The sequence below is a fragment of the Caenimonas terrae genome (assembly GCF_042655405.1).
GTDB classification, from domain to species: domain Bacteria; phylum Pseudomonadota; class Gammaproteobacteria; order Burkholderiales; family Burkholderiaceae_C; genus Ramlibacter; species Ramlibacter terrae_A.
In genome coordinates, this window is sequence record NZ_JBHSMF010000002.1 from 318849 (window position 1) to 331340 (window position 12492).

11 protein-coding genes are annotated in these 12492 nt (G+C 67.1%); 3 read left to right on the plus strand and 8 right to left on the minus strand.

What is annotated here, in order from left to right; translation table 11 throughout:
* Positions 1-4: 4 nt before the first annotated feature.
* Positions 5-1018 carry an ABC transporter substrate-binding protein gene (locus ACFPOE_RS01570; protein ID WP_376848239.1) on the minus strand — a complete coding sequence of 338 codons (1014 nt, stop codon included), beginning with the start codon at positions 1016-1018 and terminating at the stop codon, positions 5-7.
* 177 nt (positions 1019-1195) lie between these two features.
* On the opposite strand from ACFPOE_RS01570, the gene zwf reads away from it, so the two are divergent.
* Both zwf and ACFPOE_RS01580 read left to right on the plus strand, forming a co-directional pair.
* Positions 1196-2650 carry a glucose-6-phosphate dehydrogenase gene (gene zwf / locus ACFPOE_RS01575; RefSeq protein WP_376848240.1) on the plus strand — a complete coding sequence of 485 codons (1455 nt, stop codon included), beginning with the start codon at positions 1196-1198 and terminating at the stop codon, positions 2648-2650.
* Positions 2651-2701: 51 nt separating this feature from the next.
* A complete protein-coding gene (locus ACFPOE_RS01580) occupies positions 2702-3550 on the plus strand; it encodes a MurR/RpiR family transcriptional regulator (RefSeq protein WP_376848241.1) in 849 nt (282 codons plus the stop codon).
* A gap of 19 nt (positions 3551-3569) precedes the next feature.
* On the opposite strand, the gene ACFPOE_RS01585 is transcribed toward ACFPOE_RS01580, so the two are convergent.
* From ACFPOE_RS01585 to ACFPOE_RS01615, 7 genes are all read right to left on the minus strand, one after another.
* On the minus strand, positions 3570-4580 hold the full coding sequence (locus tag ACFPOE_RS01585; protein WP_376848242.1) for an ABC transporter ATP-binding protein: 1011 nt from the start codon (positions 4578-4580) through the stop codon (positions 3570-3572).
* A complete protein-coding gene (locus ACFPOE_RS01590) occupies positions 4577-5554 on the minus strand; it encodes an ABC transporter ATP-binding protein (protein WP_376848243.1) in 978 nt (325 codons plus the stop codon). The genes ACFPOE_RS01585 and ACFPOE_RS01590 overlap by 4 nt, the downstream gene beginning before the upstream one ends.
* 10 nt (positions 5555-5564) lie before the next feature.
* Entirely contained in the window at positions 5565-6488 is a 924-nt protein-coding gene (locus ACFPOE_RS01595) for an ABC transporter permease (RefSeq protein ID WP_376848244.1), read from the minus strand.
* Positions 6488-8068 carry an ABC transporter substrate-binding protein gene (locus ACFPOE_RS01600; RefSeq protein ID WP_376848245.1) on the minus strand — a complete coding sequence of 527 codons (1581 nt, stop codon included), beginning with the start codon at positions 8066-8068 and terminating at the stop codon, positions 6488-6490. Before ACFPOE_RS01600 ends, ACFPOE_RS01595 begins: the two co-directional genes overlap by 1 nt.
* Before the next feature lie 25 nt (positions 8069-8093).
* Complete coding sequence (locus tag ACFPOE_RS01605; protein ID WP_376848246.1) at positions 8094-9317, minus strand: M20 aminoacylase family protein; 1224 nt, start codon at positions 9315-9317, stop codon at positions 8094-8096.
* Positions 9317-10297 (minus strand): ABC transporter permease, encoded by a 981-nt coding sequence (locus ACFPOE_RS01610; protein WP_376848247.1) that lies wholly within the window; start codon positions 10295-10297, stop codon positions 9317-9319. Before ACFPOE_RS01610 ends, ACFPOE_RS01605 begins: the two co-directional genes overlap by 1 nt.
* A 205-nt stretch (positions 10298-10502) precedes the next feature.
* Complete coding sequence (locus ACFPOE_RS01615) at positions 10503-11555, minus strand: porin (RefSeq protein WP_376848248.1); 1053 nt, start codon at positions 11553-11555, stop codon at positions 10503-10505.
* 306 nt (positions 11556-11861) lie between these two features.
* On the opposite strand from ACFPOE_RS01615, the gene coq7 reads away from it, so the two are divergent.
* On the plus strand, positions 11862-12491 hold the full coding sequence (coq7, locus tag ACFPOE_RS01620) for a 2-polyprenyl-3-methyl-6-methoxy-1,4-benzoquinone monooxygenase (RefSeq protein WP_376848249.1): 630 nt from the start codon (positions 11862-11864) through the stop codon (positions 12489-12491).
* Position 12492 lies beyond the last annotated feature (1 nt).

Genomic DNA, 12492 nt, shown 5'->3' on the forward strand with positions numbered 1-12492 from the left:
CCGCTCAGCGCGGCAGCGAGTTGACTTCCTTTTCCCAGCGCGCGATCAGCCGCCGGCGCTCGCTGCTGGAACCGTACTTGGCGTAGTCGTAGTTGATGAACTTGATCTTGCGGAAGTCCGGCACGTTGGGATCGATCCTGGTGGCCTTGTTCGACGGCACCTGGAACGACTTGGCGGCGAACGCGATCTCCTGCGCGCTCGGCGTCAATGCCCACTCGTAGAACTTCTTGGCGGCTTCCAGGTTGCGCGCGCCCTTGACGATGCTCATGGAGCCGATCTCGGCGCCGGTGCCGTCGGCCGGCGTGATGGTCTCCACCGGGAAGCCCTGCATCTTCTCGCCCGGGCCGTCGTGCACGAAGCTGATCGACACGGCCGTTTCGCCGCGGGCGACGGCCTTGATCGGCGCCGTGCCGGAGCGGGTGTACTGGCTGACGTTCTTGTGCAGCGCCTTGAGGTAGTCGAAGGCCTTTTCCTCGCCCATCAACTGAACCAGCGTGGCGATCATGGTGTACGCGGTGCCGCTGGACGCTGGATTGGCCACCTGCACCTCGCCCTTGTAGATCGGCTTGGTCAGGTCGGCCCAGGTCCTGGGCACGGGCAGCTTCTTCTTGGCCAGCAGTTCGGGGTTGTAACCGAAGCCCAGCGGGCCCGAGTAGATGCCCACGGTGCGGTATTTCGACTGCTGCGCCTGCTGCTGGGCCCAGGGATGCAGCTGGGACAGCGTCGGCGACTTGTACTCCAGCGTCAGGCCCTGCTCCGCCGCCTGCAGGTGCGGGTCGCCGGTGCCGCCGAACCAGACGTCGGTCTTGGGGTTGTCCTTCTCGGCGATCAGTTGCGCCAGCGCCTCGCCCGAGCCCTTGAGCGCCACGTTGATCTTGGTGCCGGTGGTGCGCGAGTAGATGGTCGCGATGTTGTTGCACCAGTCGGCCTGCACCGAACAGATCACGTTGACCTGGCCCTGGGCCGACGCCCCGATCGCCGAGCCCGCCAGCAGCGCCGCCGCCAGGATGTTCTTCATGCTGCACTTTCGGTAATTTGATTACCTGGCGAGCATAGCGGCGGCACCTGTCCGCAACCCACGGGGAAAACACCAGTCGCCACAGCGCCGCGCCGCGGCTGCGGGCGGTTACGGCGGCGGGCCCGGCCCATGAAACTAAGTTACAGTGGATGGCTTCGAAATGTCCAGGATCCACCCATGAGTTTCGATCTCGTCCTGTTCGGCGGCACCGGCGACCTCGCCTGGCGCAAGCTGATGCCGGCGCTGTTCCAGGCCTTCCGCCACGGCACGCTGCCCGAAGGCGGCCGCATCATCGGCGTCGCCCGCGACGCGCTCACCGACCAGCAGTACCGCGCCCTGATCCGCTCGCGCTTCGACGAGGTGGAACTGGCCAAGCGGCCGTCGGCCGAGGAGTTCGACCGCTTCGCCGCGTTGCTGCACTTCATCCGCGTGGACCTGTCCAAGCCGGCCGACTACCGGCACCTGGCCGAGGTCCTGCGCGAGCGCAATGCCGAGACGGTGGTGATGTACCTGGCCACCGCGCCGTCCCTGTTCACGGTCGCCTGCGAGCAGCTCGCGGCGGCCGGCCTGAACACGCCGGCGACCCGCATCGTGCTGGAAAAGCCGCTCGGCCACGACCTGGCCTCCAACCGGTCGATCAACGAGACGGTGCGGCGCGCGTTCAGCGAGCGCCAGATCTTCCGCATCGACCATTACCTGGGCAAGCCGTCGGTGCAGAACCTGTTCGCGCTGCGCTTCGGCAACTCGCTGTTCGAGCCCCTGTGGCGGCGCGAGACCATCGCCAACATCCAGATCACCATCGCCGAGGACCTGGGGGTGGAAAAGCGCGGCGCCTTCTACGACAGCACCGGCGCGCTGCGCGACATGGTGCAGAACCACGCGCTGCAGCTGCTGTGCGCGGTGGCGATGGAGCCGCCGATCAACGCCCATGCCGATGCGATCCGCGACGAAAAGCTCAAGGTGCTGCGCTCGCTCAAGCCGTGGAGCGCGCTGGCGCTGTCGCAGGAGGTCGTGCGCGGCCAGTACGCCGAGGGCGTGGTCAACGGCGAGCCGGTGCCGGGCTACCGGCAGGAAGCGGGCGTGGACCCGGACAGCCCGACCGAAACCTTCGTTGCGCTGCGCACCGAGATCGCCAACTGGCGCTGGGCCGGCGTGCCGTTCTACCTGCGCACCGGCAAGCGGCTGGCAGCGCGCGACGCCCACATCGTCATCAACTTCCGTCCGGCCCCGCATGCGATCTTCAAGTCGCCGCTGGGCGCCGCCAACAGCCTGGTGATCAACCTGCAGCCGCGCGACGGCCTGGAGCTGCACCTGCTGGCGCAAGGTGCAGACAACCGGCGCCAGCAGGCCGCCCTCAGCCCGGTGCAGCTGGACCTGGACTTCGACAAGCGCTTCGGCTCCGAGCGGGTGGGCGCCTACGAGCGGCTGCTGCTGGACGTGATCCACGGCCGGCTGAACCTGTTCGTGCGCAGCGACGAACAGGAGGAGGCGTGGCGCTGGGTCGAGCCGGTGCTCGATCACTGGGCGGCCGACACCGAGGGCCCGCGCCCCTACGCGGCCGGCACCTGGGGACCGAGCGCGTCGAGCGCAATGATCGCCCGCGACGGCTACTGCTGGTCGGAAGCGTGTTGACGCGCGGACAGATCTTCAGCTCTGTCCCCGACTGATTGAGAACAGGTTGTCATGCTGGATCGCATCAAGGCCTCCATCCCCTCGCTGGCTCCCGCGGAGCAGCGCGTGGGGCGCCTCGTGCTGTCCGATCCGCGGTCGTTCGCCAACCTGCCGGTGAGCGAACTGGCCGAGCGGGCCCACGTCAGCAAGCCGACCGTGGTGCGCTTTTGCCGCAGCGTCGGCTACGACGGCCTGTCGGACTTCAAGCTCAAGCTGGCCGGCAGCGTCAGCGAGGGCGTGCCCTTCATCCACCGCAGCGTGGACGCCGACGACAAGGTCAGCGACGTGCTGGTCAAGGTGATCGACAACACGGTCGCCGCCTTCCTGAAATACCGCAACGACGCCTCCACCGTGGCCATCGACAAGGCCTGCGAGGCGCTGGCGGCAACCTACAAGACCGGCCGGCGGATCGAGTTCTACGGCGTGGGCAATTCGGGCATCGTGGCGCAGGACGCGCAACACAAGTTCTTCCGCCTGGGCGTGAACACCATCGCGTACAGCGACGGCCACATGCAGGTGATGAGCGCCTCCCTGCTGGGACCGGGCGACTGCGTAGTGGTGGTCTCCAACTCGGGCCGCACCCGCGACCTGATGGACGCCTGCGACATCGCCCGCAGGAACGGCGCCACCACCATCGTCATCACCGCCACCGGATCGCCGCTGGCGGCGGCCGGTCACATCCACCTGGCGGCCGATCATCCGGAGGGCTACGACCGCTACAGCCCGATGGTGTCGCGGCTGCTGCACCTGATGGTGATCGACGTGCTGGCCACCTCGGTGGCGCTGCGGATCGGCGGCGCGCGCCTGCAGCCGTTGCTGCGCGAGATGAAGAACAACCTGCGCAGCAAGCGCTACGCGTAAGCGTCACTCACCCGGGAGGCTAGATCCGGCCTTCCTCGACCGCGTGGCAGGCCACCTTGACGCCCTGGAAGGTCAGCAGCGCGGGACGCTCGGCCTTGCAGCGCGCATTGGCGTGCGGGCAGCGCGGATGGAAGGTGCAGCCGGTGGGCGGATTCAGCGGGTTGGGCACCTCGCCCTGCACCGGCGTGCGCGCGCGCCCGGTGTCGTGCATCTTCGGGATCGCGTCCAGCAGCATCCGCGTGTAGGGATGGCGCGGGTTGTCGAACAGGTGGTGCTTGCCGGCGAGTTCGACCAGGCGGCCCAGGTACATCACGCCGACCTGGTCGCTCACGTGCCGCACCACGGCCAGGTTGTGCGAGATGAACAGGTAGGTCAGGCCGTGCTGGCGCTGCAGGTCCTTCATGATGTTGAGGACCTGCGCCTGCACGCTGACGTCCAGCGCCGAGGTCGGCTCGTCGCAGACCAGGAACTCGGGTTGGGTGGCCAGCGCCCGCGCGATGGAGATCCGCTGGCGCTGGCCGCCGGAGAACTGGTGCGGGTACTTCGCCATGTCCAGCGGCGACAGGCCGACCGACTTGAGCAGGCCGCCGACCCGCTCCTCGAGTTCGGCCTCGTTGGTGACGATGCCGTGCTCCTTGAGCGGCTCGCCCACGATGTCCTCCACGATCCAGCGCGGGTTCAGGCTGGCGTAGGGATCCTGGAAGATCATCTGGATGCGGCGGCGCAGCTTGCGGCCCTCGGCTGTCTTGAACGCGGCGTGGGCATCCTGGCCGTCGAAGGTCAGGCCGCCGCGGGTCGGCCGGTACAGCCCCACCAGCAGCTTGGCGACGGTGCTCTTGCCGCAGCCGGATTCGCCCACCAGCGCCAGCGTCTGGCCCTTCTCGATGTCGAAGCTCACGCCGTCCACGGCGTTGAGCAGCAGCCGCGGCTTGCCCTCCAGCACGCGGTTGAGCCAGGGCGGCGAGACGTCGAAGGTCTTGGCCAGGTCGTGCGCCTGGACCAGCGGTGCGGAGCCCGCGGTGGCGCTCATTGCGCGGCCCCGGCGTGGGCGTCGTGCAGCCAGCACGCCGCGCGCGTCGCGCCGGCATCCAGCAGCTCCGGCCGCTCGACCAGGCAGCGCGCGAACACCCGCGGGCAGCGCGGGTTGTAGGCGCAGCCGGGCGGGATGGCGTTGAGCCGCGGCATGGCGCCGTCGATCTGGTGCAGCCGTTCCCGGTCCTGGGTGATGTCGGGGATGGCCGCCATCAGGCCCATGCTGTAGGGATGGGCCGGCTGGTTGATCACCTCGTGCACCGGCCCGCTCTCGGCGATCCGGCCGGCGTACATGACGGCCACCCGGTCGCAGGTCTCCGCAATCACGCCCATGTCGTGCGTGATCAGCATCACGGCGGCGCCGCGCTCGCGGCAGACGCGCTTGAGCAGCTGGATGATCTGGGCCTGGATCGAGACGTCCAGCGCCGTGGTCGGCTCGTCGGCCACGATCAGCTTGGGTTCGGCTGCCAACGCCAGCGCGATCACCACCCGTTGCCGCATGCCGCCGGAGAACTGGTGGGGGTAGTGGTCGATCCGTTCCGCCGCGGCGGGAATGCCGGTGTCCTCCAGCAGGCCGATCGCGCGCTTGCGCGCCTCCTGCGCGTCCACCGGCAGGTGGGTCCGGATGGTCTCCATCAGCTGCCGGCCCACGGTGTACAGCGGGTTGAGCGAGGTCAGCGGGTCCTGGAAGATGGCGCCGATCTTGCGGCCGCGGATGCGGCGCATCTGCTCGTACGGCAGGTTGTCGATGCGGCTGCCCTCCAGCATGATCTGGCCCGACGCGATGCGCCCGGGCGGCTCCAGCAGGCCGATGATGGCCGCGCCGGTGAGCGACTTGCCGGCGCCCGATTCGCCCACCACGCCGAGGATCTCGCCGGGCGCGATCTCGAAGGAAATGTCGTCGAGGGCACGCAGGGTGCCGCGGCGGCCGGGAAACTCGACCACCAGGTTCTGGACTTGGAGCAGGCTCATTGGGGGCGCTTCAGCGCAGTCTCGGGTTCAGCGCGTCGCGCAGCCAGTCGCCCAGCAGGTTCACCGACAGGGCGATCACGACCAGCATGAGGCCCGGAAACACGGTGATCCACCAGTTGCCGGAGAAAAGGAATTTGTTGCCGACCTGGATCAGCGTGCCCAGCGAGGGCGAGTTGGCCGGCGCGCCGACGCCCAGGAACGACAGCGTGGCCTCGGTGATGATGGCCGTCGCCACCTGGATGGTGGCCAGCACCATCACCGGGCCCAGGATGTTGGGCAGCACGTGGCGCCGCATGATGCGCAGCGGCGCGACGCCGGTGACCTGCGCCGCCAGCACGTACTCCTTGCTGCGCTCCACCAGCGTGGAGCCGCGCACCGTCCGCGCGTACTGAACCCAGCCGGTCATGGAGATCGCGATGATCAGGACGCCGAAGGCGATGTATTCGCTGCCGTTGGGAAACAGCGCGCGGCTGACCCCGGCGATCAGCAGCGCGATCAGGATCGCCGGAAAGGACAGCATCACGTCGCAGACGCGCATGATGATGGCGTCCACCGTGCCGCCCAGGAAGCCGGCCAGCAATCCCAGGCTCACGCCCGCGATCACCGACAGCACCACCGACGCCAGCCCCACCAGCAGCGAGATCCGGGCGCCGAACATCAGGGCCGACAGGATGTCGCGGCCCTGGTCGTCGGTCCCCAGCAGGTACTTGGAGCTGCCGCCGCTCACCCACGCCGGCGGCAGGAAGGCGTCGGACAGTTCCAGCGTCGCCAGGTCGAACGGGTTGTACGGGGCGACCACGTTGGCGAACACCGCGCAGAACACGCAGACGAAGGCGACCACGGCCGCAGCCACCGCCACCGGCGAGGTGCGGAAGCTGTAGCCGACGTCACTTTGCCAGGCCCGATGGAACCAGCCTTGCTGCGTGCCTGTCATCACTTGACGGTGATGTACTTCCACACCATTTCATCGCCCGGGAGCTGCACCAGCTCGATGTTCTTCCTGGCGCCCCAGTTCAGGGCCTGCTGGTGCAGCGGGATGTGGCCGATGTCGTCCTCGTGGATCTTGATCGCCTCGTGGATCATGTCGGTGCGCTTCTTGTCGTCGGTCTCCGAGGCGATCTTCTCGGTCAGCTCGTCGACCCTGGCGTTGCTGTAGGCGCCGAGGTTGAACTGGCCGCGGCCGCCCTCACCCGGCGACGACATGATGGAATACAGCACGTTGTGCGCGTCCACCGTGCTGGAGGTCCAGCCCAGCATGTAGAAGCTGGTGTCGCGGCGCAGGATCTTGGGGAAGTAGGTGCCCTTGGTCTCGACTTCCAGCTTGATCTTGACGCCCACCCGTGCCAGGTTGGCGGCCACCGCCTGGCAGATCGCGCCGTCGTTGACGTAGCGGTCGTTCGGGCAGTTCATGGCCACTTCGAAGCCGCTCGGGTAGCCCGCTTCGGCCAGCAGCTTCTTGGAGGCTTCCGGGTCGTACGGCAGCCGCTTGTTCAGGTCGGGCGCGAAGCCCTTGACCTGCGCCGGGAACATCTCGGCGATCGGCGTGGAGGCGCCGCGCATCACGCTGCGCTTGATGCCCTCGATGTCGATCGCCTGGTAGAACGCCTGGCGCACGCGCTTGTCCTTGAACGGGTTCTTGCCCTTGACATTGGAGAACAGCAGTTCGTCGCGCTTCTGGTCCATGCCCAGGAAGATCACGCGCAGCTCGGGGCCCTGCAGCACCTTGAGGTTGGACGCGGACTTGATGCGGTCCACGTCCTGCACCGGCACCGGCTCCATCACGTCCACCTCGCCGGACAGCAGCGCCGCAACGCGGGTGGCATCGTTGCCGATCACGTTGAAGATCACTTCGTCGACGTTGCCCTGGACCTTGCCCCAGTAGTTGCCGTTGCGGGTGAAGGTGGTGCGCACGTTCGGCTGGCGCTCGCGCACGCGGTACGGGCCGGTTCCGTTGGCGCGGAAGGATGCGGCGTTCTCGATGCCCTTGCGCCGGTCGACCGGGCGCGTGGCCTGGTTGGCCTCGCACCACTTCTTGCTCATGATGAACCAGCGGTAGAACAGCTCGGGCAGGATCGGAAACGGGGCGTTGGTGACGACGTCGATCGAGTGGTCGTTGATCTTGCGGATCTCCTTGACCTGGCCGACGTAGGTCTTCATGTCGGAGCCGTCGCTCTTGGCGCGCTCGTAGCTGAAGATCACGTCGTCGGCGGTGAAGGGCGTGCCGTCGTGGAACTGCACGTTCTTGCGCAGATCGAAGTGCCAGACGGTCGGCGATGTCTGCTTCCAGGCGGTGGCCAGCCCCGGCGTGAGCTTGTAGTCCGGGCCGCGAGACACCAGGGTCTCGAACACGTTCTCCAGCACCGTCAGCTGCAGCGACTCGTTGAGCGAGTGCGGATCCATCGACAGGGCATCGCCCTGGTTGCCGATCTTGAGCGTGACGGCGCCGGCCGTGGTTCCCAGGCAGGCCAATGCCACGAATACCGCGGCTGCAACGGGTGTCGACTTCAGGTTCATCTCTTGCTCCTCTTGTTAAACGTCTTCATGAAATTGGGGATCCTGCCAGCGGCATGGCCTGTTCGGCCAGGCTGGCGTGCAGCGCCGAGCCCAGGGACAGGACGTCGTCGTTGAAGTCGTAGCGGCTGTTGTGCAGGAAGCAGCTGCCTTCTCCGCCCTGGCCCAGGCGCAGGTAGGCGCCCGGCTTGGCCTGCAGCATGAAGGAGAAGTCCTCCGCGCCCATGCTGGGCTCCATGTTGCGCACCAGGTTGGGCGCGCCGACGATCGATTCGGCGACGTCGCCGGCAAAGGCCGCTTCGTCCGGCGTGTTGATGGTCGCCGGGTAGATGCGGTCGAAGGTGACCGAGGCGGAGGCGCCGAAGCCCAGCGCGATCGCGCTGCACAGCTCCTGCAGCCGCCGCTCCACCAGTTCCTGCACGTCGGGGCTGAAGGTGCGCACCGTGCCCACCAGCGTGGCCTTGCCCGGCACGACGCTCATCGCGCCCAGGTCGCCGGCCTGCATCGCGCACAGGCTGACCACCGCGTTGTCGATCGGCTTGACGTTGCGCGAGACGATGCTTTGCACCGCGGTGATGATGTGCGCGGCCACCAGCACCGGATCGATCGTCAGGTAGGCGTGGGCGCCGTGGCCGCCCTTGCCGGTGATCTCGATCGTCACCCGGTCGGCCGCCGCCATCATCGGACCCGAATTGATGCCGACGGTGCCAGGCTTCATCGCCGGCCAGTTGTGCATCGCGAACACCGACTGCACCGGGAAGCGCTCGAACAGGCCGTCGTCGATCATCGCCTTGGCGCCGGCGAAGCCCTCTTCGCCCGGCTGGAAGATCAGCACCGCCGTGCCGTCGAAGTTGCGGGTCTCGGCCAGGTAGCGGGCGGCGCCCACCAGCATCGCCGTGTGGCCGTCGTGGCCGCAGCCGTGCATCATGCCGGCCTTGGTGGAGCGCCACGGAAAGTCGTTGTTCTCCGTCATCGTCAGCGCGTCCATGTCGGCGCGCAGCCCGATCATCCGGCCGCTGGCCGATGTCTTGCCGCGGACGATGCCGACCACGCCGGTCTTGCCGATGCCTTCGTGGATCTCGTCCACGCCGCACAGCTTGAGCGCTTCCTTCACACGACTGCCCGTGTAAACCTCTTCGAAGCCGAGTTCCGGGTGGGCGTGCAGGTCGCGGCGCAGCGCCACCAGCTCGGGATGGAAGGCGGCGATATGGGCGAAGGCCCGGCCATTGGCCTTGAGTCGGGGAGACAGCATCAATGTCCTCCAGCGCCGCCCATGCGCAGCCTCGGATCGACTGCGAAGTACAACAGGTCGACGACCAGGTTGATCACCACGAAGATCAGCGCGATCAGGCACAGGTAGGCGGCCATGACCGGGATGTCGGCGAAGGTCACCGCCTGGATGAACAGCAGCCCCATGCCGGGCCACTGGAAGACGGTCTCGGTGATGATGGAAAATGCGATCAGCGTGCCCAGTTGCAGCCCGATGATGGTGATGACGGGAACCAGCGTGTTCTTCAGCGCATGGCCGAAGTGGATGGCGCGATTGGTCAGGCCGCGGGCCCGCCCGAACTTGATGTAGTCGCTGCGCAGCACCTCCAGCATCTCGGCGCGCACCAGCCGCATGATCAGCGTGAGCTGGAAGATCGCCAGCGTGATCGCCGGCAGCACGATGTGGTGCCAGCCGTCGCGGGTGAACAGGCCGCTGGTCCACCAGCCCGCCCGCACCACCTCGCCGCGGCCGAAGCTCGGGAACCAGCCCAGCACCACGGTGAACAGCAGGATCAGCAGGATGCCGATCAGGAAGGTGGGCAGGGAGACGCCGAGCAGGGACAGCGTCATGAACACCTGGCTCATGAAAGTGCCCCGCCGCAGCGCCGCATAGACGCCCATCGGAATGCCGATCGCCACCGCCAGCACGCCGGCCACCAGCGCCAGTTCCAGCGTGGCCGGGAAGCGCTCGCCGATCAGGCGCGACACCTTGGCGCCCTGGCGCAGGCTCAGGCCGAACTCGCCCTGGGCGGCGTTGACCAGGAAGTGCCAGAACTGCACGAAGAAGGGCTGGTCCAGCCCCAGATCGACGCGCAGCTGGCGGATCTGGTCGGGCTTGGCGTCTTGTCCGAGCAGGAAGACGATCGGGTCACCGACGTACTGGAACAGCATGAAGGCGATGAACGCAACTGCGGTCATGACGATCACAGCCTGGAACAAACGGCGCAGGACGAAGGCGAGCATTTCGGAAATGGCGGAAACGACGATGCTAGCAGAGCAAGCGTCGTGCCGACCTCAGGGTTTTCTTCACCCGTCCAGCATTCGCAAGCGGCAGCGCGCGTCGACGCCGGCAAACATCAGACGCGGGTGCAGCGGAAACAAAAAAGCCGCCCGAAGGCGGCTTGAATCTCCTTGGATCGAAAGACCGGCAGCGCCGGCCCCACGATATTTAGAAGCTGTGGCGGACGCCGAAGTCGTAGCCAGACGAGTTGGTGTTGGCTGCGGTGATGGCGCCGTTCAGACCCTGAGCGGCTCCGCCGGAGTTGCGCGCTTGAGCGTACGTTGCGTAGACAGCCGTGCGCTTCGACAGGTTGTGCACGTAGCCCAGAGCCCACTTGTTGGTCTTGGGGGTGCCGGCCAGGTCGTTCTTGTACGTGGAGTAAGCCAGGCGGATTTCGCCCGGGCCCACTGGCACCAGAGCGCCGATCAGGCCGCCCTTGCCGGTCGCGCCACCGCTGATCTGGTCGCGGTCATAGTAGCCCATCAGCTTGGCAACAGCGAAGTCCCACTGGCCGCCAATGTTGGTCGTCTTGATGTCGCCGGTCGAGTACTTGGTGCTCGAGTAAGCCAGAGCAACGTTGATCGGGCCGTTGGCGTAGCCGAGACGGATGGCGCTGCCGGTGCCGTCGTTGGCCACGTTGCTTGCGTTCTCGCCGCGATAGTGCTGGAGCTGGCCGTAGAAGCCGCCCAGGTTACCCGGCAGGAAGTAGCCGATGCTGTTCGAAGCGCGAACCGTGACCGGGCCGCCGAGCGACGAGTTCAGGACCTGCGAGGTGCCAACGCCGTTGGTGCCGAACGGATCGAACACGGTCAGGTTCCAGAATTGCGGGGTGTAATCGCGACCCAGGCGCAGTTCGCCCCAGCCGCCGCCCAGGCTGACCGTGGAACGACGGTTGAAGGTCAGACCTTGCGTACCGGCCGACGCGGTGGAAGTGCCGGAGGCTTGGTTGTTCAGGCTGGTGGCTGCGCCGGTGCCGTTGTCGTTGTTCATGCCGGCTTCGAGCCAGAACGAGGCATTCATGCCGCCGCCGAGGTCTTCCGTGCCACGGAAGCCGATGCGCGAGCTGTTGTAGCCGGAATTGGTCAGCTGGGTCTTGTTCGCGACCGAACCTTTACCGTAGGCCAGCGTCGCGTCAACGATGCCGAACAGCGTGACGGAAGATTGGGCAGAAGCCACGCCGGCGGACGCCAGCACAGCCAGAGCAATCAGGGACTTTTTCATTGCAAGTTTCTCCAAGGTTAAACATAGGGCTCCGGTGCGAAGGGGTCACTTGATGCAGGCACTTTTGCGCTCCCGCCGGTTCCCCGGGCCAACCTCCTTTTGGGAAGTTGTGGTTATTGCACCAGAGCGCCCTTGGTTTCGCAAAGTATTTAGGCTCCTGAATGCCATTTCGTTGCAGCCGGACAACATCCCGAAACCGCTCAGTGGACCTCGCGCAACACTCGGCGGTTACATTTGGGTTCCAAGGAGTCCGGCCGGCCGCCTGGCGCTGCTACGCGTGTACCCTGAGACCGCTAGACTGGTCGGATGACACGTTCGATCGACGCCTTTTTCAGTGCCGCCGACAGCGCACTGCGCACCCTCTTTGCAACCCCGCGGGCGTTGCGGCAATGTCCAACCCTCCCCGGCGATGCCACGGTCCTGAGCGCGACCGAAAAGCGCAAGGCGGGCGCCCTGATGCGGGTCAACCACGTGGGCGAAGTGTGCGCCCAGGCGCTGTATAGCGCCCAGGCACTGACCACCAGCGACCCGGCCCTGAAGGCGCAATTCGAGCAGGCTGCCCGCGAGGAAACCGACCATCTGGCCTGGACCCAGGGCCGGCTCGATGAACTGGGCGCCCGCCGTTCGCTGCTAAACCCGCTCTGGTACGCCGGCGCGTTCGGGCTGGGCCTGGTGGCCGGCCGGCTGGGCGACCGCGCCAGCCTGGGCTTCCTGGTGGAAACCGAACGCCAGGTGGAGGCCCACCTGGAGAGCCACCTGGAGCGGCTGCCCGCCGCCGACCACGCGTCGCGGGCGATCGTGGCGCAGATGAAAGAGGACGAGGCGGCGCACGCGGCGGCCGCGGCGCAGGCCGGCGGGCGCGAGCTCCCGGCCCCGGTCCGGGCCGTGATGCGGGCCGCGGCGAAGGTCATGACGACCACCGCCCACTACGTCTAGG